This is a genomic window from Reichenbachiella sp. MSK19-1, assembly GCF_003590315.1.
GTDB classification, from domain to species: Bacteria; Bacteroidota; Bacteroidia; order Cytophagales; family Cyclobacteriaceae; genus Reichenbachiella; species Reichenbachiella agariperforans.
Map to the genome: position 1 here is coordinate 709,573 of NZ_MIER01000015.1, position 21,233 is coordinate 730,805.

Below are 21,233 nucleotides of genomic sequence, written 5' to 3' on the forward strand. Positions count from 1 at the left end.
GATCAACTCATCACACTATAGTGAATATAATAAATATGCTCAAAATGTAAAAATGTGATCTGCGAGAATATATATCGGCACCAAATACCTAGCGCATATACAGAAATGGGCAAAAAAAAAGGCCACCCTAGTAAAAGGTGGCCACAACTCACAAATTAGGCATTAGGCCAAAACAGAATCCTCTACGACGGGTGCTCCTGACATAATCTCATCATTGGCATACTCCTCGAATTTCACAAAGTTAGCGACGAACTGACTCGCTAGCTTATCCGCTTTTCGGTCATAAGCTGCCTGATCTGCCCATGTATTTCTAGGGTTGAGTATCTCAGCGGGGACACCTGCCACGGCATCAGGCATGGCCAGACCGAAGACTGGATGCTGGCTATAGTTGACATCATCCAACTTGCCTTCTAGCGCCGCAGAGATCATGGCTCTGGTGTATTTCAGTTTGATACGCTGCCCTACACCATATTCTCCACCAGACCATCCGGTGTTGATCAACCAGATATTGACATCATGCGTTTTGATTTTCTCTCCTAGAAGTTCCGCATATTTGGTCGGGTGTAGTGGCATGAATGGTGCCCCAAAACACGCTGAGAAAACACTCACTGGCTCAGTTATTCCCGCCTCAGTACCTGCTACCTTGGCAGTAAAACCAGAAATAAAATGATACATGGCCTGTCCTACCGTCAGTTTAGAGATCGGAGGCAGTACCCCACTGGCGTCACAGGTCAGAAAGAATATATTTTCGGGAATCCCTCCTACAGATGGCGTGACCGCATTCTTAACATTTTTGAGTGGATAAGACACCCGTGTATTCTCTGTGATACTGCAGTCAGCATAATTCACCGTGTTGGTCCCAGGATAGAATTTGGTATTCTCTAGTATGGCACCAAATTTAATCGCATCCCATATCTCTGGTTCTTTCTCCTGCGTCAGGTCGATGGTTTTGGCATAGCAGCCTCCTTCGAAGTTGAAGATTCCCTCGTCTGTCCATCCATGCTCATCGTCACCGATCAGCAGTCTATTCGGATCAGCAGATAGGGTGGTCTTGCCTGTACCTGATAGGCCAAAGAAAACTGCGCTATCGCCACGTTCCTTGCCGATATTGGCACTACAGTGCATAGAGAGTACATGGTCTTTGTCTGGCAGGAGGAAATTGAGCACTGAGAAAATTCCTTTTTTGGTCTCTCCTGTATAGCCCGTACCTCCCACCATGATCACTTTCTTGGTAAAGTTGACAATCGCAAAATTCTTTTGGCGTGTGCCGTCTACCTCTGGATCAGCATAGAACTCTGGGACAGCCAAAACAGTGAACTCAGGATGGAAATCCGTCAAGTCATCGTTTTCAGGCTGGATGAACATGTTGTAGCAAAACAGATTGTGCCAAGCCTGTGTATCGATCACCCGGACTTTCAACCGGTGCTGAGGGTCAGCACCAGCATAGGCATCACGCACATATAATATTTTATCACCCAGTGATGCCACCATCTTGTTGTACAACGCGTCGAACTTGTCCTCATCAAATGAGATATTGATATCGCCCCACCACACTTTGTCTTTGGTGATGGCGTCTTTGACAATGTAGCGATCCTTAGGAGATCTACCTGTGAACTTACCGGTACGGCACATCAGCGCACCTGTATCAGTCAAGACACCTTCGTCTTTTTTGACTGCTTCTGTGATCAACTCGGCGGGAGTCAAATTCCACAATACGCCTTTGACATGCTCTAAGCCTAGCTCGATCATGTCTTCCATTAGTGACTTTAGATTTGTGTTTTTCATTACAGTGAGATTTAGTTATCGTTCGCTTTTGATATACTTTATATGGCCCTCACTTAGATATCAGGAAGGTCACCACCAAGGAATTCAGCCTTTGTACTGCCCCGATGGCCTAACAAATTGACGCATTCTTCTAGTCAATAAAACTGATCAAGATCAGCCCTTCACATGTTTTGGGTCAGCTCTTTGATCCACGCTTGATTCTACATTTGTTCTATTACTGACCTCTAGAACAAAATCAAGTGACCTCACAAGCTAAAAATTTCATCCTTAGTCTGGTAGTAGCCATCGCCATTGTGCTCATCCCCAGCCAGTACTTTCCTCTAGCACAGCTCAGCGTCATCGAGCAACGTGTGATGGCACTCTTTGTATTTGCAGCGATGCTGTGGGTGCTGGAGCCTATTCCTATCTATGCCACCTCTATTTTGATCATTGTACTAGAGCTCTTGACGATCTCCACTTCAGGGATCAATATCCTGATCGACAATCAGGGCGACCATTTCGGTGAGTTGATTGCCTACAAAGACATCATGGGCACCTTTGCCTCTCCCATCATACTGCTCTTTCTTGGTGGTTTTTTCCTAGCGATGGCCTCTACCAAATATCGACTAGATCAGGGATTGGCCAAGGTCCTGCTCAAGCCCTTTGGCACACGCCCCAAAATGATCATGCTAGGACTGATGATCATCACAGCGGTATTTTCCATGTTTATGAGTAACACCGCTACGACGGCTATGATGCTGGCTATTCTGGCACCTGTATTGACCTGTTTCGACGAGAAAGACCCTGGACGAATTGCCTTTGCTCTCAGCATCCCATTCGCGGCTAACATCGGCGGGATAGGCACACCGATAGGTACACCTCCCAACGCCCTCGCCCTGAAATATCTGACAGACGAAAACAACATTGGCTTTGGCGAGTGGATGGCATTTGGTGTTCCCTTTGTCATCGTCCTGTTGGCAGTAGCCTGGTTTCTCTTGCTCAAATTCTTCCCTCCCAAGGCCGAACACTTGGCACTAGAGATCAAAGGCAAATTCATGACCTCTCGCAAAGCCATCATCGTCTATGTCACCTTCGGCCTCACTATCCTGCTATGGTTGTTTGATTTCGTACATGGTATGAACTCCTATACCGTCGCGATGATTCCTGTGGCTGTCTTTCTGGCCTTTGGTATCATCACCAAAGAAGATCTAAAGAAAATGAGTTGGGATGTCCTATGGCTCGTCTCAGGAGGGATCGCTCTAGGCCTAGGGCTAGAAAAGAGCGGCTTGGCAGCACACTTGGTCAACAGCATCCCTTTTGATCAGTATGCCCCTGTGTTGATCGTAGCGATGGCTGCCATACTTGCAACGATCATGGCCAACTTCATGTCCAACACTGCGACTGCCAACCTGCTACTGCCCATCATCACAGCAGTAGGTGTGTCAGTCATGAGCCTCGAAGCGCTCGGAGGCGCAAAAATGCTCATCCTCGCCACCACACTAGCTGCATCCCTGGGCATGTCCCTACCGATCAGCACTCCGCCCAATGCACTCGCTCATGCGACAGGCATGATAGAATCTCGGCATATGTCCAAAGTAGGCGTCACCTTGGCCATAGTAGGTTTAGTCCTCATAGGCATACTCATGTACGTTTTGAACAAAGTCAATTTTTTATAGCACGTCATGGAAGGAAAAGGAAACAAACTATCCAGTTTTACCGATACGAGTTGGTTGAAGAAACATTTCTTCTCCAATCCCGCACAGAAAGTATTGCTCAAAAAAGGAGAGACAATCCTGAAGCAGGGAGAGAAAAATGACCGCATCTACTATGTCGCTAGTGGCAAACTCAGTGGCCACCATCAGCCCGAAAATGGGAGTATACTGTTGATATTTCAGACAGGAGCAGATGCGGTATTGGGGATCTACAGTTTCTTTTCTCCAGACGGATGCAGCTACACGACTGTCACAGCAGACGAAGACACGACCCTATACTATATGAGCAAGGCTAACCTGCCAGCCAAAGATCACCCCGACCACTTGCTGTTTTCGGAGCATATTCTACCGATCATCGTCAATGAGATCTACCTCAGACAAATGCTCGTCGTACGAAATGCTACCCAAATGGAGGTCACACTCAAAAAGCTCATGCAAAGCGAAAAGCTAGCGACACTAGGACAACTCGCTGCAGGGCTAGCTCACGAACTAAACAATGCCATCGGTGTATTGCAAAACAAAACCCAATGGATGACAGATCGACTAAAGACAATTTTCAATCACAAAGAATTTGATCATGTGTACCCAATGTTCGTCAAAGGGCTCGAACAAGGGCAACATTGCTCTACTGCCGAAGCAAGAAAACGCAAAGAGCAAATCAAAAAGACACTCAAAATAGACGACCGACTAGCCAAAAAACTAGCAAGGATCAATCTCACAGACGATGAAATCCAACAAATAGCCAAACAAAACCAAAGCACAGCTATCGAAGAGATGGACGAGTTTTGGGAGATAGGTATGGCGCTGCATGATATGCAAGTGGCATCCACACACACCACACATGTCATTCGCTCAATCAAAGACCTAGGATCTCAAAACCATAGCAACGTACAAGCATGCGATCTACGATTAACCTTCAAAAAGTCACTCTCACTCCTGTCCAACATGACAAGAACGATCTCAATCGATTTGGCAATCGAAAAAGGATTGATGCTAGTCGCTCGCGAAGGAGATTTGATACAGATCTGGGTCAACCTCATCAAAAATGCAGCCGAAAGCCTGACCCATGCCCAGACACAAAACCCTAGTATACAGTTGGTTTCTGAACTGCATCAGGACAGCATCCAGATCCAAATCATCGACAATGGACCTGGTATACCACATCACCTGCTATCGACGATTTTCCAACCCAACGTCACCACCAAAGTGTCTGGCCTATCCTTTGGTCTGGGACTTGGGCTATCTATTGTCCAAAAAATCATCACCAGCTACGGAGGTACCATATCAGTGACCTCCCAAGCGGGACGTACTGCTTTCAACATTCAACTACCTAAAACATAACACCATGGAAAAAATATATATCATCTGTGTCGAGGATCAAAGAGAGGTTCTCAATACCATCGCTACCCAACTCTCCAGCTTGGATCAGTACGTGATCATAGAGGAGTGTGAATCCGCACCCGAGGCAGAAGAACTCATAGAAGAGATAGACACCAAGGGAGATTTCATCGCAGTAGTCGTATCTGACCATGTGATGCCCGGCAAAACAGGCGTAGAACTACTCACTACCCTCCACAATGACCAGCGGTTTTCGGATACCAAGAAAATCCTCCTCACAGGTCAGGCTACCCATATGGACACAATACAGGCCATCAACATGGCGGGGATTGACTACTATCTCGAGAAGCCATGGCAGGCAGATGACCTCCTCCACAAGATAAAAATACTCTTGACCTCATACATCATCCAAAAAGGACTTAACTACAAATTATTCTTGGAGGTGCTGGATCAAGAAACACTTTTTGGTCTTTTAAAACAAACACCATGATTGGGCATAACAAGAAGTTTTCACGGCTACTCATGTACGTACTGAATATTGTGTTATTGACGATGACCTATGGGCGGGCGACTATGTCCTATGCCCAACCCGTCACTCCCCCACAGCTAAAACTAGGGAACCAATCTCAGCTCAAATTGTCTGCCTCTGCTCAGCTCTGGCTCAGAACTACCGAACTAAACCCTGGCACGACCATTCAAGGAGAAACCAAAGACTATGTCAGTGATGTATCCATACGCAGGTTTCGAATGATTCTATCTGGATCAATCACCGACCGATGGTACGTCAAGTTCCAACTGGGAACCAACAACCTCAACTACATCAACAACAACAGCACGCTGAAAATACTGGATATAGAGACCTCCTATCGCTTTGCCGATGCTTTCGAAATAGGAGGAGGCAAAAATGCCTACGTCGGACTCTCTCGCTATGCTGCTCCTGCCACTTCATCTGCCCTCAGCTATGACTGCCCGCTATTCACCATGCCCACAGTCGGTATCAGCGATGACCTCCTGCGCAAGTTCAGCCTCTATGCCAAAGGCAACATCGGACACTTCGCCTACCGCGCAGTAGTCGCTCGTCCACTCGCTGTATATCAAAATACGCTAAGTGAGGAGGCCAATTTCTACAGCAACTTCCCTGACCTCCAGTACTCTGCCTATCTCAGTTATGAGTTTATGGACAGAGAGAGTCAAACCAGTGCTTTCAAGGCAGGCACCTACCATGGCAGCAAAAAAATCATAAATCTCAGTGTAGGGTTCTTGTATCAAGAAGACGCACTGGCAGGACTTGACACACAGATGGACACCATCAGCTATGACATGCTCCTACTGGCGGCTGATTTTTTCATGGATCTACCACTCAACAATGAGAACAGCCGCTCTGTCACCGTCTATCTTGGATACTTCGACTATGATTTCGGAAAAGACTACATCCGCCTCTCTGGTGCCAACAACCCGAGCAATGGCGTGAGGAACGGTTCATACGCTGGGGCGGGCAACTCCTTCCCTACTACCGGAACAGGACAGGTCGCCTATCTACAGTTGGGCTACCGTACACGTATCAGCCCAAACGAAAAGTCGCCTTACCTTCAACCCTATGCTTCCATACAAATTGCCGACTATGATGGACTAAATGACCGAATGATCATGTATGACTATGGGCTTAACTTCTTATTCGACGGTCACAGATCCAAACTAACCTTAGCCATCCAAAACCGCCCGATCTACAGCAACCAAACCCGTGACTACTCCCAAGTCACCAAACGCATGGATATGTGGATACTACAGTACCAGTTCAAGATTTAAATCCTTTAACTGGTAGGTCAATACAAGAATCAAACTGCCAGTTGTTTCGAACAATGTATACTTTCGTCCCTAAATAGGCATACTGTCGTTTTATGTGTCCATCAAGAAAGAATAAGTAAGAGCCATTTATACCCTCTCAGATTGAGAAAAATTAGTAACGCAATCGGTTGCGTAATATGCATTCTATCTATAAATTTGAGCTTTATAACACAGGGTTACCGTAATCAAAACAGCAACACTTAATCTCTCCACCTACTCGTAATGTTGAAAAATGCACTCCTAGTTTGCATAGCCCCTACTTAGATAGAAACGCATACAAAGTATAAATACAAATAAGAGCAACTAATATGAAAGAAGTAATGAAAGGGATGTACCTCACACTAGGTATTGCAACTTTTTTGGTGGCCTGCCAACCTACCAGTAAGCCATCGTCCGAAGAGTCGTCAGTAATAGATACCACAGCAGTACGAGCATTTAAAAGTGAACCACTCGTGACACACATCTATACAGCTGACCCATCTGCACATGTATTTGAAGGAAAACTTTACATCTATCCATCCCATGATTGGGAGTCTGGCATAGCAGAAGATGATTTTGGCAGTCATTTCGATATGCAAGATTATCACATACTCTCCATGGACGAAGTAGGTGGAGAGGTCACCGATCACGGCGTAGCATTAGACAAGAAGGACATTGCTTGGGCTGGACGTCAACTATGGGCGCCCGATGCAGCCGAAAAAGACGGTACGTATTATCTATACTTCCCTCTGAAAGACAAGCAAGATATTTTCAAGATCGGGGTAGCGACTAGTGATCGACCAGAAGGGCCTTTTACAGCCGAGCCAGAACCGATGAAAAACAGCTACAGCATGGATCCAGCTGTATTCAAGGACGATGACGGAGCATACTACATGTACTTTGGGGGTGTATGGGGCGGTCAGCTACAGCGATGGGATGACAATACCTATGACGCTAGCGTTACTGCTCAGGAGCCTAGTGGTGATGTCCCAGCGTTGCTACCGAGGGTGGCTAAACTAAGTGATGACATGAAGCAATTTGCTGAAGAAGTAAAAGAAGTAGAGATACTAGATGCAGACGGTAGCCCTATCATGGCTGATGACCATGACAAACGATTCTTCGAAGCTTCATGGGTTCACAAATACAACGACAAATACTACTTCTCCTACTCCACAGGTGACACACATAATATCTGCTATGCCACTGGTGATAATCCTTATGGTCCCTTTACCTACCTAGGCATTATTTTAGAACCAGTATATGGCTGGACCAACCACCACTCCATTACCGAGTTCAACGGAAAATGGTACTTGTTCTATCACGATACATCACTATCAGAAGGCCAAACGCACCTACGTAGTGTCAAGATGATGGAATTAAAGCACGATGAAAATGGTAAGATCGAAACCTTGAGTGCTTTTAAAGAATAGTAATCATAAACAACTTCCCTACTGAGACAGAAAGATTGACTTTTTAAGCAGATCACTAAACGGCCAATCTTCACTCGTACGGATAAAACAGCAGCCGTTGTTGCAAGTAACTGAACTACTTGCAACAACGGCTGCTGTTTTTGATACTGAACGAAAGTATAAACCACACTATCGACCAAGACATTTAAACCCTGAATGAATACGAACGCTAAGGACGGAGTGCTAAAAAAACGATAAGGTACAGATTGCTTAATGTTAAAAAAGAGCATTAAATTGGCGCTTTGATCGATCAAATAAAAAATAGCATCTTTTCAAAAGTCCTCTGGGGATTCATGGGGCTGTACCTACTCAATATAAGTGTGGATACGGCAGACCCGTACCCAGATCATATTCCAGAGGATTTGTCAATCAATGATCAAGAAAGTATCATTGAAATAATCGTGGAGAAAGTCCTAGGCTATGATGATGCCATTAAAGAGTATGATGATCATGATACCGAAGATCATAACAAGAAAGCAAACTTTAAAATAGAGCTAATTGCTCAATTCAGTATTGATTCTATCATTAATCAATCGTACTTTGACTCAGTAAAGAGGGCATTCCCCCGCTATAACACTTCTCTAATTAACGGCTTTCACAAAATAGACACTCCTCCACCGAAAGCATGATTTGTTTTTTCACAATTGACTATCCCCACTATTAAAAAGTAGTGCTGGGACAATTTTATTATGCTTAAAAAAACAAATCAATATGAACATCAAGAAGAAATTGATGCTAATTACACTATTGGCATCTTCGATATATTCAGTCGCTCAAACGACCAAATCTGAAAGGGATGAAATTTACATTCAAACAATAGAAGACGATAAAGAACCTGATAAAGTACTGCATGCCGAGCCTCTCTATGTAGACCTGATACGGGATTTAGGTGCACGGAAAGGTGAAAAAGAGTGGAACTTAGGATTTGGGCTCACGGACAATTTAAAATTTGATTCATATGAAGCACTCATAGAATATGAATGGGCTCCCATGGATAGGTTAGGGCTAGAGGTTGAACTGCCTTTCACCTTTTATTCACCCGTAAGTGATACAGGTGAGGAATTGAACCCCGCTAATGAATTGAATAGTATTAAAATTGCGACACAATGGTCATTCTTTGTAAGCGAACCATTGGCAACTTCAATGGCGCTTGGGTACATTAACGAATTTGAACTCTCTGACTTTAGGAATTTTGGAAAGCCTTTCATTACTGGCAATATCTACAATCCATTCTTTGTGATTGCCAAACGCTGGGGAAACAACTTTCATTCATTGATTTATACAGGGCCAATGATTGAGCAGCATTTCAATACCAACAAATTCCATACGACCTATGACGTCAATACAAGTTTTCATTATATGATTCCAGGTACACGCAATTTTATTGGTGTTGAATTTAATAAAACCATCGACGAGAGTGATTTTGACATGACCATTCGTCCTCAGATGCGCTTAGGTATTACAGACCATTTATTGATTGGAATAGTGGGAGGAATTCCTGTGAGAAGAGAAAATGAAAGATTAAGCTCTTTCGTAAGACTAATTTGGGAACCCAAACATCACTAAAGATACCCGACAGTAAGCCAACGAAGTGTTAACTACCACTTCGTATCAAACAAAAAAGGGATACATCATTAGATGTATCCCTTTTTTAATTTCTAGAAAGTAAGTTGTCTTACTTGTTTCCTTTGGCGTAATCCGCTAGGAAAGTCGCCAATCCACTGTCGGTCAATGGGTGTTTCAACAAGCCCATGATCGCACTCAATGGACAGGTCACTACGTCTGCTCCTACCTCAGCACACTTGATCAAGTGTAGTGGGTTGCGCACAGATGCCGCTAGGATTTCTGTTTCGAAACCGAAGTTATCGTAGATGCCCACGATCTGCTCGATGAGGTTCATCCCGTCAAACCCGATATCGTCCAATCTCCCGATGAATGGAGAGATATAGCTCGCACCCGCTTTCGCAGCGAGGATCGCTTGTCCTGGGCTAAAGATCAACGTACAGTTGGTTCTGATCCCTTTGTCACTCAACGCCTTGATGGTCTTGATACCGTCTTTGATCATTGGGATTTTCACGACGATCTTTGGATCGATCGCTGCTAGTTCCAACCCTTCTTTGAGCATCGCATCAAATTCGGTAGAGATTACCTCTGCACTTACCTTGTCATCTACGATATCACAGATTTTCTTGTAGTGTGCTCTGATGTTCTCCTCACCAGTGATGCCCTCTTTGGCCATCAACGATGGGTTGGTGGTCACACCGTCTAATACTCCTAAGTCATATGCCTCCTTGATGTGATCAAGATTGGCGGTATCGATGAAAAATTGCATGTCTATTGTCTGTTTATAGTCAAAGTTTTATTCTATGTATCAGATCTTCTTGGCTCGTCATAAACAAACCAAGAAGACCATCGGAATTAAAGTCCCAACAATTCAACCACTTGGTTGTACACGTTTTCGCCCGTGAATCCGAATTTCTCATCCAATACTCCAGCAGGAGCAGAATATCCGAAATGTCCCAATCCAAAGACTTTACCGTTTGGTCCCGCGAGTCCTTCCAAGTTGACAGGCAATCCAGCCGTCATACCGAAGATAGGCTTGTCTGTAGGGATTACTGATTCCTGATAAGCTTTGTCTTGGCTTCTGAATAGTCCCTCAGAAGGAATCGAAGCAATGTTGATTTTCAATCCTTTCTTCTCTTCGAGCAAAGCTGCTCCCGCAAACAAAGTCGCTACTTCCGAACCATTGGCGATCAACACCACGTCTGGGTTTTCTACTTTTTGCACAAGGTATCCACCTTTCTCCGCTTGGAGCGCATCTTCGTATCTCGAAGCACCTACAGCTGGTAAGTCTTTGATCCCTTGTCTCGATAGGATCAAACCTGTCGAGACGTCTGTGTTTTCCATAGCCATTTTCCACGCTACGGTTGTCTCTGCAGCATCTGCAGGTCTGAGTGCAAGGAAGCTATTTTTGTGACTGTGATTTTGAACTTTCTCCATCAATCTGATCTGTGCTTCTTGCTCGATCGGCTGGTGAGTCGGTCCATCCTCTCCTACTCTAAACGCATCATGTGTCCATACATATTTCACCGGTAGCTCTTGGATCGCTCCAAGTCTGATCGCGGGCTTCATGTAGTCAGAGAATACGAAGAACGTACCCACCACTGGAATCACACCACCGTGCAGTGCCATCCCGTTGGCGATAGCCGCCATAGACAGTTCAGCTACACCTGACTGCAAGAAAGCGCCACCAAAATCATTTTTCTGGATGGCTCTTGTTTTCTTCAAGAAACCGTCCGTCTTGTCTGAGTTAGACAAATCCGCAGAAGACACGATCATGTTTTCTACTTTGTCCGCGAGGTAAGCCAATACCGCAGAGCCTGCTGCTCTTGACGCTACACCTTCTTTTTGTGCGATCTCACTAAAATCAATTCCTTCTGGCATCTTACCTGTCAAGAACTGATCTAGTTTCGCTGCGAGTGCTGCATTGTCTTTTCTCCACGCTTCTTCTTTCGTGTAAGCTTCTTTGGCAGCAGCCGTTTTATCCTTCAGTACTTGTGCATAGTGTGCAGCTACCTCAGGGAATATTTTGAATGGGTCCTTAGGGTCCGATCCTAGATTCTCCAATGTTTTTTCGTAATCCGCACCTGTCGCGCCGATTGGCTGACCGTGTAGTTCGCAGTGTCCTTCGAACATCTCGCCTTCAGCTGTCACACAGCCTTTGCCCATGATGGTCTTACCAATGATGAGTACTGGCTTCTCCGTCTCAGCGTTTGCGTCTTTGAGTGCTTTTCTGATTTCGTCGTGGTTGTGTGCGTCGATTGTGACGACTTTCCATCCCCATGACTCGTATTTCATCGCAGTATCCTCAGTAGTCACCTCGTCAGTCATCGTAGAGAGCTGCACGTCGTTGCTATCAAAGAACATGATGAAGTTGTTCAATCCCAAGTGACCCGCGATACGTCCTACCCCTTGAGAGATTTCTTCTTGGATCCCTCCGTCAGAGATGAATCCGTATATTTTTTGATCCATCCAGTTGCCAAACTTCGCCTGGAGAAACTTCGCAGCGATCGCCGCTCCTACTCCCATAGCGTGTCCTTGACCGAGTGGCCCTGAGGTGTTTTCTATCGCGCGTTCTACGTCTACTTCTGGGTGGCCTGGAGTGACCGATCCCCACTGTCTGAAGTTGGAGAGGTCTTCCATCGAGAACTTGCCCAACAGGCTATACTGCGCATACATCAGTGAAGACAAATGGCCTGCGTCCATGAAGAACCTGTCTCTTCCATGCCAGCTCATGTTGTCCGGATCGAATCTTAAAAACTCTGAGTATAAAATGTGCATGAAATCTGCACCTCCCATGGGTCCACCTGGATGACCAGATTTTGCCTTCTCTACCATCGAAACGGCTAGTGCCCTAATGTTGTCTGCTGCCTGTAAGTCTACTGTCTTCATTTGTACTGTTTCTAGAAATTAAAAAATGCCTCGGAAATCTTTTAAATCCAAGGCATTTACTAAACCCAAAACTAATTTAAAAATCTATTATTTATAACCTCAAAGGTGGATATTAATCCCAAAACGCAAGTAAACCACGCTACTGCAAGCCCCCTTCAATTCTATTTCACCGATACTTCAAATAGGACTCACAATGCCTAAACACCTCTTTAGGGAGCACCAGCCTTGATTACAATACTTCACAGTACCATTTAGCTACTTCAAGACCTGAATCCATACGTCAAATGTAGCACAAATTATAACGTGTACAAAATACACTTTATAATTTGTGATTGATCGGTAACTAAGACAAAAAAAAGAGGGTGTCTATATAGACACCCTCTTCTAACACTTTGAACATTTAAGATCAGCGCGTTAACACTTTCACTGCCTTTTGACCGTCAGCTGAGTTCATCATGACTATCCAAAGCCCGTTGTTGAGACTAAAATTAATATCATGGTTTGTTTCTACAGTTTTCACTTTACGTCCCATGAGGTTATATACATGTACTTGTGTTTTGGACATCACATTGCCAACGTGAACCTGATTTTCGTAAGCGTAAACTTGAACACCTGAAACTGGAATCAAAGGAGTAGATAGGACTTCTTCTTCCTCCTCTAACTCTTCCTCTTCGGCCGTCACCAACCCCGGTAACGGATCCCAATCGTCATTTCCTTTGGTAAAGGTAAAGTTCGAGATTTCACTATCGTCACTGAGCACTGCTTCGGTCAAGAGTGTAGACCAGCTCGCTCGACTACCCGAATTATCAGCACCTGATAGTTCGGTCGTCCCAAACTCATACATGCCTGGAGACTCACCTCCCAGCGTACTCAACCAGCCTTCTGCAGCGATCAACGATTCTCCGTCGTTGTCTGGGAAGTTGGTGGTCTCGATGGTCGTGTTGTAGAAGACTACCTCACTGGTTGCTCCCTGCCATGGACGCCCAAAGTACCCAGGCTTAGAGCGATACGCTGAGGCAGTTTCTGAGCCTGGAGTCGCTGAGGTGATGGTGCATTCGTACATCAAGTACCCACGACCACTGCTTTGTTGGGCGGCGGTGATATAGCATCTGTCATTTTTGTCTTCGCTGGTGTTCATGACCAAGTCAGTTTGGTAAAATACGGCTGTCATGCCACCAAAGATGTAGTCTGTAGCCCCCATCATAGCACCTTTGTAGACGACTACTCTTGATCCTGTACCTCCATAGAAGGAGTCTTGTCTACCAACCACTCGGCATTTGTTGAGTACCACTTTGTCTACGTCGTTCGTAATGGCTATCGCAGCGGCTCTTTCTACAAAACTCTTGTTTTGCACCTCTGTGCTACCAGCAGTAGTAGGTCTCTCTCCCTTGCTACCTGATGCCCACATGACAACTTTGTCTTCGGATTCTTTTTTGGATATGTATTGGTTGAATGAGTTTTCGAAGATGATATCTTCAGCTTCGAACCCATCTGCACTCACGACCACCGTAGCGTTCCAATACGAACCGTTGGTGGTGCCACTTCCAGCATTCTCATAGGAGAGTGAACCGTTGGCTTTGTTGACACGGAGTACATCTTCATTCCATTTTTGGTCATTGCCCATGCTGTAATAGCTGTAGCCGTGCCCATAGTAAGAAGTGATTCTGACGGCTTGATCAGAGATATCCACACCTGCGTTGGCTAGGGAGATATCTGGAATAGCTGCTGCGTTTTTCAAGGTGACATTATTCACACGGATCACCAACATCTCTTCGTAGTTGCCTGGATCAATCATGATGGTGACGCGCTGATCACTTTCACGAGCCATTCTTGAGACTGCGTCTAAAGCCTCATTGATCGTTTCAAAATCCTTGTTTGTGCCGACCGTCAATGTTTCGCTATAGTCTACGGCTTGCTGTGTCGCTATCTGCGTGATGTATGTCGTCCCTACACTTGCTCCGATGGTCAGCGTGATGTGCCCAGATTCTGAACCTGTGTAGTTGTAGTCCACACTCTCCAAGGTGCTCGTACTGCCACTGGTAGTCGTGACTGCTTCGCCCCCTTCGATGGAGAAGTCCGCCTCGTAGTAATACGTAATAGTCACTTTGTCTCCCGCGTTGACAGGGACTTGGATCGTGGCGTCTGCTTTTGCTGTCAAGTGCCCTTTGCTGATCTGGTTCGCGATGGCTCCTGAGAACAACAGCCCCTTGTAGGCTGTAGTTGTACCACTTTCGATGACTTGATCGTCAAAGTTCCATTGGGTCACAGTGGTGAACGAAAGTGTTTTGCTGACATCCGCTGCTTCTATTGTCAGATTCGAAGTGGGAGCCAACTGCACTGGCGACTCGTCCAGTCCTGTATAGGCTACCGAGTAAGTCCCGGTTCTTAGTTGAACCTCACTTGCTGATGGGAAATCATATTCATAGCCTTCCTCGTAGAGGTTGGTGAATACTAGGCCTAATTTGGCGACCTGGTCGTCAGTCAGTCCTTCTGTAGTAATGACAACATCAAAGAGCGCCTTCTCTGTGAAAGCAATGGCTTGTGTCGCATCTGCCGTGATAGATACTGTACTTTCGGTCAATTCATAGTCGTTGACTCCTTTGGCTGTAATCGTGTAACTCGTGTTGGGCTCGAGTTGCACACTGTATGTGCCAGCTTCTGTATCTATACTTGGTTCTGGTTGGTAGATTTTGCCATCTGCGCTGTAGTTCAACTCCAAGTCCATGAGCTGATCGTCGAGACCAGTGATACTCCCTGTCACGGTGTAGAGCTCTACTTTCTCAAGTGTCAAATCATAAGTAGTCGTTTCTGCTGTCACAGCCAATGTGCTCTCCGTACTGATCACGTACCCATTGGCATCTGTCAGTCCCAAGGTATAGCTGTAGCCCGCCGGCAATGAAACACTGTAGCTGTTGCTCGATTGATCTGCAATCCAAGTTTTGCCGACTTCATTGGTAAAGGAGATCGAGTAGCCCTCAGGTATGTCTGTCGCGGCTGTGACGTCTATGCTACCTGTCAAGTCTGCATACGTAGCATCCTTGCGGTAGATCCTATAGTAGCTTGGTTTGCCTAAGTCATCGTAGATGTGGTAAATTCCTTTGTGCTGAGCCACGAATTTTACTTCAACGATATCACTTCCGAGTTCGATTTGATCGGATTGGAGCGTAGGGTCTTCTGCATAGTCGAAGTTTAGGTTTCCACCTGCGTCGGTTTTGACAATCATCGTGACTTCATCGTCTTCGTAGAGAGTCAAACTCATGTATCGAGTGGTCGCTGCAGAAGCATTGACGTAGACTCGTCCCGTGTACTCTTCTGCACCAGCGATATTGTCATCGTATCGTGTCAGGCTTTCGTTGGTAGAGCGGAGTCTGTCATTTCCTCCACCGACCCAGCTCAGTACATCTGCCGTGAAGCTTGGTAGTGTAGGTCCCGCAGTGCCTGCTTCGGTATCTGCATACCAAGCATTGATGATGTCGACGGTTAGATTATTTTTGTAAGTAGCTTCGTCTAGCTGTGCCGCTCCGAAATCCCATACATCAATCAATCCGTTCGAATTCGGGTAAGAGGGGCCGATTTGCACTTCGTATGGAATCGGAGCTACCTCTAAATAGGGGACGTAATTGGTGCCTGTAAAATCCAAAGTTACGCTCCCTGCTTCGCCTACATACAGGATGTCTAGCGTATAGTTGTCATTGTCATACTCGCCAGCGGTATTGTCAGATTCGGTGATGTCAAACTCCCCTGATTCGCTAGAGATCGCAATAGTGCCCCCAGAGTAGACACATCCCCCTATTTTGATGTAGGAGTTGCCTGCTACATCTAGTACAATTTGGTTGCCTGTTTTCAAAACCGAACCGTGATCATCCCCATTGTATCCGAATGCGTTGCTTGTCCCCACGATCACGTCGATCAAACCAGCATTGATATCCGGCTGACCATCGGTATCTGTAGGGATGATGCTGCCATCTCGCAAGTCATAATAGTAGATGATACTGGCCTCTGCAGTAGTCGCTGTAGCACCTGATTGTGCGGGGATCACTTCAATAGAGGGCAGGTAGATGTCACTACCGGTTCCTTCTACTGCTTTGAAGTTAAGTGTGGTCTCTGGTCCTGAATAGACAAATGAGTAGGTGTCAGATAGATCTGTTTCTACTTTGGTGGTCAGAGTTCCCAAATCTCCAGATTCGAGAGCGGTACCCGTGAGTTCTAGTCCAGAGTGTTTTGATCCCAAAAATCGAATGGTGCTACTTCCTGGGACTTTGACATTGATCTCGTCACCGAGCTTCATGTTCATGCCGTAAGTGCCCCCGTGGTATCCAGCGGTCCAGTCGACTAGTCCATCTGTACTCATACCTGAGTCTATGATGGTTTCGTCCAAAAACTCGTAGGTGACTGTCCCTGCGAGTTGCGCGTTTGCCCATAGTGAGCAAACCAACAATGCTACAATAGCGAAGTAAGTTTTTTTCATAATTTAGTCTTTAATCGTACATCTTTCAATTTGACTTCACTAGACCGATCCAATATTAAAACCAATCACATAATGAAACCCGACGCTAAAGATGAAGCATGGAAAAACATTGGACTATTCATTTATTCACATTGACTTAACAAGGAACAAATAACTGTGTAAATAATACACTTCATATAAATGAGTCGGGAGACTAAGTGTTGATCCCAAAATGTGCATTCGGAATCCCCTATCAGCAGGTATACTGATATTCAGCGTCTAAATAATTTCCAACTCAACCTTATTTACAATCAATTAGATCACAAAAGACTACTTACAAACGCAAAAGCCCGACTGAAACGAATTCAATCGGGCTTTTGTCAGTAGATGAGATATAAAACTATTTTCCTCGCATCGCAGCAAGCTGCTGGATAGTCACAAGCCTAAGCATCATTACCAAAACACTCTTGCACATACGTGGGTATAGCCAAAATCTAATCATCACATTTACACTTGAAGTATAACTTACTTCTGACCGAAGAAATTGGCTTTAACCCCTTTGACTCCTGGGACTGCTACGAATATACTTCCAGCGTGTGGTAGAGAGTCCAATTCCGCCTCACTCATATCCACTCTAGCAGAAGTGATGAATAGCGAGTCCAAGTTCTCTCCCCCAAAAGCACAAGACGTGATGTTGTGTGCAGGAATATGCACTTCACCAATGATCTCTCCTGACTCGGTATCGATCTGCAACACTTTGTTGCCATTCCATAGGCACACCCACAGATTGTTCTCAGCATCTATCGTACTGCCATCGGGATAGCCGTATGCCGTAAAATCCATCAAACTACGCTCGTTTGAGATCGTACCCGTCTTGTCATCATAATCGAACACGCGTACTTTGCCATCTGGTGTATCGATATAGTACATCGTCTTTTTGTCAGATGACCAAACGATCCCGTTGGAGATGGTCACACTGTCAAGCATCTGCTCTGAGCTACCGTCAGCGCTAATTTTATAGAGGCTTGCCGCATCACTAATCTGATCGAGATGCATAGAGCCTACCCAAAGTCTGCCTGACGGGTCACACTTGCCGTCGTTGAAGCGAATCTTACCCGTATGTGTTTCAGGTGTCACGATTAGTTCTTGCTCTCCTGTAGTAGGATCATAATAGTACACACCGTTTTCTAGTGCTACTACTGCACGTCCATCCGCAGACGGTACGATCGTTCCTATCCGCTGATCCAACTGATGTACCAACTGAGACTTGTTAGACACATCGAGCTGAAACCACTTCTTGCCCTCAATATCTACCGACCAGAGCTCATTCGTCTCGTGGTTCCAAATGGCCCCTTCGCCTAACTCGTTTTTGTCTTCATAAAACAATTCGGCTTCCCATCGTTGGATATCGTCTTGTGGTGTTTGAACTTCCCCTTCGGAGGTCTTTGGTGCGGTGCAAGATACCATTGCCAATAGACCAGCGGCTAGTAATGTGTTTTTCATGTCTTAATATTCTGTATTAATTTCAGTTCTTTGGTTTCAATCCTCAAATCAACCTACAATCCTTCACAACTGCACTGGGTGAATCGCACAATTGTTGATACATAAATCTAGTTTCTCAATTGTTTTCTTAGTTTTGGTCATACCTAACGCAAATTTCCTTAATGAACCGCTTCCGTTTAATACTGACGATCACCTTATCTATTCTATCCTGTACCTGCTGGAGTCAAGACAAGAGCTATATCGATAGCCTGAAAGCTGTCCTCATCGAGCAGCCCAAAAATCTAATCGTACTCAATGACCTGGCCTATGAATACACCTACAAAGATTTGGATAGTGCGAGAGTCTTGCTACTAAAGGCCATTGAGATCAACGAAAATGACAGCCTACAACTAGGGATATCCAAAGAGACTCTAGCCATAGTCGATGAAATTCAAGGAAATATTTCTGACGCACTCGTCTTACATTTTGAGAGTATTGAGATTTTTGAACAAATCAATTCTCCTAAACATCTGGCGTGGGCCTACAATGGTGTAGGGGCTCTCCATTATCAACAATATGATTATGACCAAGCGTTGACTTATTTCCTCAAGAGTATGAATATCAGGACACAACTCAATAACCCTGAGGAAGTGGCCAAATCCAAGATCAACATTGCACTGATATTTAACAAGACAGAACAGTACGACTCCTCACTCTTCTACCTCCATAGCTCACTAGCTCCTTTCGTAGAGAGTGCAGATCAATTGATGGAGAGTATTGTCTACTTAAACTTAGGCAGTACTTTCTCCTATATGGAAGAATTCGATAGTGCAGAATATTACTTTAACAAGTCTGAGGCCATTCAGAAGAAAATCGGAGATCATGAAGGTTTAGGCGTACTCTATCGAAAACTCGGTGAACTATATAGTGAGAAAAAAGAACTACTCAAAGCGCTGGATTACTACACTTTAAGTCTAGAATATATACAAAAGCTCGGGGATATTGGTCGATTCATAGAGACAAAACAAGCACAATACTTAGTCTATGAGACCATGAAGGATTATGAAAACGCATACCGCATACAGTCCGAATATCTCATACTTCGTGATTCGTTGATTAACATCAAGAATAAAGAAACCATCAACGAGTACAATGCCAAATACGAAGCGGAACAAAAAGAAAGAGTCATCACAGAGCTAGAATTGGAACAAAAAAGTGCAGCACTGGCTTTGGCCAACTCTCAAAACCAACGCAATGTATTCGTCTCTGGATTTACTATCCTTATCATTTTTGCAGGCTTTTTGTACCAACGCTATACTTCCAAAAAGAAAACCTCCGAACTACTCACAAACAAAAACATTGAGATCACCCATGCTTTGGAAGATCGTGAAACACTCCTCAAAGAGATTCATCACCGTGTCAAAAACAACCTACAAGTCATTTCTAGCTTACTCAATCTGCAAGCAGGATCGCTAGACGATGAAGCAGCCATAGATGCAGTCAAAGAAGGACAAAACCGCGTAAAATCAATGGCCTTGATCCATCAAAGGCTCTACAGTGCCGACGATATCAGAGGAGTCGACATCCATGACTATATAGAGAATCTGGTCTCTGAACTTTTTACTGCTTTTGGCACAGACAGAGATCGAGTGGAAAGCAGTGTCTCTGCACATAAAATAAAAATGGATATCGATACCGTCATCCCATTAGGTCTCATCTTAAACGAACTCATCACCAATTGCCTGAAATATGCCTTTGGAGGGATTGAGCATGGTCGGTTGGACATAGAGATCAAAGAAATAGATGACATACTACAAGTCATGGTCCGTGACAATGGGGTCGGTATGGATGAAGAAACGATGCGAAACTCGAACTCATTTGGCTGGAAAATGATTAAGTCACTCTCCCGAAAACTGAAGGCTGAGATTATAGTAAAAAATGAAAACGGCACAATCGTGTATTTGAACCTTTCCCGATATAAATTAGTCGTATGAGTAAACCCTCCGTGTTGGTAGTAGAAGACGAGCCATTGATCGCCGATGATATAGCAGGCATTCTTGAGAAAAACGGGTACACTGTCGTAGACATAGTAGATGAAGCCCCAGATGCCTTAGCATCTATTGACAAACACAATCCAGACATAGCGCTACTTGATGTCAATATTGAAGGAGATGCAGACGGAATCGACCTAGCAGGGAAACTGAATATCCCCTTTGTATTTCTGACATCCTACTACGATCAGCAAACACTCGATCGAGCGAAAAAGACTAACCCCTCTGGCTACATCGTGAAACCCTTCAACGAAAGTGACCTCATCGCCAATGTGGAAATTGCTCTATCCAGGGTTCAGAAAACCACGAAAGAAGCCAAAACTCCTGAGAAACTCTTCTTGCGAAACGGACAAGAGATTGTCTCCGTGATGTCATCAGATATCGTCTATGTAGAGGCCTTTGATAACTATGCCAATGTCTATACAGAAAAAGACAAATTCATCATCAGCCACACACTGAAGAGTGTAGAAGAAAAGCTCTTACCTTTCGGTTTTATGCGTATCCACAGATCTTATCTTATCAATTTTGATCATATTGATTCTATCTCAGAAGGCTATGTATTTTTAAGAGGACACAAAGTACTACTAGGAAAATCCTATCGTAAGGAGTTTTTAAAAATGCTATCCATGCTGTAATTTCTTTACTTGTTCAAACCTCCCCTTCACTAAATGAAAATACCCCTCTGCTAAAAGGG

General features: G+C 44.8%; 14 protein-coding genes. 9 read left to right on the top strand and 5 right to left on the bottom strand.

Annotated features, from left to right (window positions below):
- Window positions 1–162: 162 nt before the first annotated feature.
- A complete protein-coding gene (gene pckA / locus BGP76_RS10990) occupies window positions 163–1,785 on the bottom strand; it encodes a phosphoenolpyruvate carboxykinase (ATP) (RefSeq protein ID WP_073121901.1) in 1,623 nt (540 codons plus the stop codon).
- Window positions 1,786–2,024: 239 nt separating this feature from the next.
- On the opposite strand from pckA, the gene BGP76_RS10995 reads away from it, so the two are divergent.
- The 7 genes from BGP76_RS10995 (at window position 2,025) to BGP76_RS11025 (ending at window position 9,673) form a co-directional block, all read left to right on the top strand.
- A complete protein-coding gene (locus BGP76_RS10995) occupies window positions 2,025–3,440 on the top strand; it encodes a DASS family sodium-coupled anion symporter (RefSeq protein ID WP_119844694.1) in 1,416 nt (471 codons plus the stop codon).
- A 6-nt stretch (window positions 3,441–3,446) separates the two neighbouring features.
- Window positions 3,447–4,817 (top strand): ATP-binding protein, encoded by a 1,371-nt coding sequence (locus BGP76_RS11000; RefSeq protein WP_119844695.1) that lies wholly within the window; start codon window positions 3,447–3,449, stop codon window positions 4,815–4,817.
- 4 nt (window positions 4,818–4,821) lie between these two features.
- Window positions 4,822–5,304 carry a response regulator gene (locus BGP76_RS11005; protein WP_073121906.1) on the top strand — a complete coding sequence of 161 codons (483 nt, stop codon included), beginning with the start codon at window positions 4,822–4,824 and terminating at the stop codon, window positions 5,302–5,304.
- Window positions 5,301–6,620, top strand: coding sequence for a hypothetical protein (locus BGP76_RS11010; protein WP_119844696.1), 1,320 nt, complete (start codon window positions 5,301–5,303; stop codon window positions 6,618–6,620). The genes BGP76_RS11005 and BGP76_RS11010 overlap by 4 nt, the downstream gene beginning before the upstream one ends.
- A gap of 347 nt (window positions 6,621–6,967) precedes the next feature.
- A complete protein-coding gene (locus BGP76_RS11015) occupies window positions 6,968–8,068 on the top strand; it encodes a glycoside hydrolase family 43 protein (protein WP_119844697.1) in 1,101 nt (366 codons plus the stop codon).
- Between the two features lie 281 nt (window positions 8,069–8,349).
- Window positions 8,350–8,736 (top strand): hypothetical protein, encoded by a 387-nt coding sequence (locus tag BGP76_RS11020; RefSeq protein ID WP_119844698.1) that lies wholly within the window; start codon window positions 8,350–8,352, stop codon window positions 8,734–8,736.
- An 82-nt stretch (window positions 8,737–8,818) separates the two neighbouring features.
- On the top strand, window positions 8,819–9,673 hold the full coding sequence (locus BGP76_RS11025) for an HAEPLYID family protein (protein WP_119844699.1): 855 nt from the start codon (window positions 8,819–8,821) through the stop codon (window positions 9,671–9,673).
- 109 nt (window positions 9,674–9,782) lie between these two features.
- Here BGP76_RS11025 and fsa read toward each other — a convergent pair whose 3' ends face one another.
- The 4 genes from fsa to BGP76_RS11045 all read right to left on the bottom strand — a co-directional run bounded on the left by fsa (window position 9,783) and on the right by BGP76_RS11045 (window position 18,509).
- Window positions 9,783–10,439 carry a fructose-6-phosphate aldolase gene (gene fsa / locus BGP76_RS11030; RefSeq protein ID WP_073121916.1) on the bottom strand — a complete coding sequence of 219 codons (657 nt, stop codon included), beginning with the start codon at window positions 10,437–10,439 and terminating at the stop codon, window positions 9,783–9,785.
- A gap of 86 nt (window positions 10,440–10,525) precedes the next feature.
- The gene (locus BGP76_RS11035; protein WP_119844700.1) at window positions 10,526–12,559 is read right to left on the bottom strand and encodes a transketolase; all 2,034 of its coding nucleotides are present in this window, start codon (window positions 12,557–12,559) and stop codon (window positions 10,526–10,528) included.
- A 406-nt stretch (window positions 12,560–12,965) separates the two neighbouring features.
- A complete protein-coding gene (locus BGP76_RS11040) occupies window positions 12,966–17,027 on the bottom strand; it encodes a pectinesterase family protein (protein ID WP_119844701.1) in 4,062 nt (1,353 codons plus the stop codon).
- 504 nt (window positions 17,028–17,531) lie between these two features.
- Window positions 17,532–18,509, bottom strand: coding sequence for an SMP-30/gluconolactonase/LRE family protein (locus BGP76_RS11045; protein ID WP_119844702.1), 978 nt, complete (start codon window positions 18,507–18,509; stop codon window positions 17,532–17,534).
- Between the two features lie 161 nt (window positions 18,510–18,670).
- On the opposite strand from BGP76_RS11045, the gene BGP76_RS11050 reads away from it, so the two are divergent.
- Both BGP76_RS11050 and BGP76_RS11055 read left to right on the top strand, forming a co-directional pair.
- On the top strand, window positions 18,671–20,482 hold the full coding sequence (locus BGP76_RS11050; RefSeq protein WP_119844703.1) for a histidine kinase dimerization/phosphoacceptor domain -containing protein: 1,812 nt from the start codon (window positions 18,671–18,673) through the stop codon (window positions 20,480–20,482).
- On the top strand, window positions 20,479–21,174 hold the full coding sequence (locus tag BGP76_RS11055; RefSeq protein WP_073121924.1) for a LytTR family DNA-binding domain-containing protein: 696 nt from the start codon (window positions 20,479–20,481) through the stop codon (window positions 21,172–21,174). The genes BGP76_RS11050 and BGP76_RS11055 overlap by 4 nt, the downstream gene beginning before the upstream one ends.
- Window positions 21,175–21,233: the final 59 nt, after the last annotated feature.

What these genes read in the sequence shown, in the direction of transcription:
- BGP76_RS11035 (WP_119844700.1), bottom strand. Translation starts at nt 12,559, where the DNA reads ATGAAGACAGTAGACTTACAGGCAGCAGACAACATTAGGGCACTAGCC.
- pckA (WP_073121901.1), bottom strand. Translation starts at nt 1,785, where the DNA reads ATGAAAAACACAAATCTAAAGTCACTAATGGAAGACATGATCGAGCTA.
- BGP76_RS11010 (WP_119844696.1), top strand. Translation starts at nt 5,301, where the DNA reads ATGATTGGGCATAACAAGAAGTTTTCACGGCTACTCATGTACGTACTG.
- BGP76_RS11050 (WP_119844703.1), top strand. Translation starts at nt 18,671, where the DNA reads ATGAACCGCTTCCGTTTAATACTGACGATCACCTTATCTATTCTATCC.
- BGP76_RS11025 (WP_119844699.1), top strand. Translation starts at nt 8,819, where the DNA reads ATGAACATCAAGAAGAAATTGATGCTAATTACACTATTGGCATCTTCG.
- BGP76_RS11000 (WP_119844695.1), top strand. Translation starts at nt 3,447, where the DNA reads ATGGAAGGAAAAGGAAACAAACTATCCAGTTTTACCGATACGAGTTGG.
- BGP76_RS11040 (WP_119844701.1), bottom strand. Translation starts at nt 17,027, where the DNA reads ATGAAAAAAACTTACTTCGCTATTGTAGCATTGTTGGTTTGCTCACTA.
- BGP76_RS11005 (WP_073121906.1), top strand. Translation starts at nt 4,822, where the DNA reads ATGGAAAAAATATATATCATCTGTGTCGAGGATCAAAGAGAGGTTCTC.
- BGP76_RS11015 (WP_119844697.1), top strand. Translation starts at nt 6,968, where the DNA reads ATGAAAGAAGTAATGAAAGGGATGTACCTCACACTAGGTATTGCAACT.
- BGP76_RS11055 (WP_073121924.1), top strand. Translation starts at nt 20,479, where the DNA reads ATGAGTAAACCCTCCGTGTTGGTAGTAGAAGACGAGCCATTGATCGCC.
- fsa (WP_073121916.1), bottom strand. Translation starts at nt 10,439, where the DNA reads ATGCAATTTTTCATCGATACCGCCAATCTTGATCACATCAAGGAGGCA.
- BGP76_RS11045 (WP_119844702.1), bottom strand. Translation starts at nt 18,509, where the DNA reads ATGAAAAACACATTACTAGCCGCTGGTCTATTGGCAATGGTATCTTGC.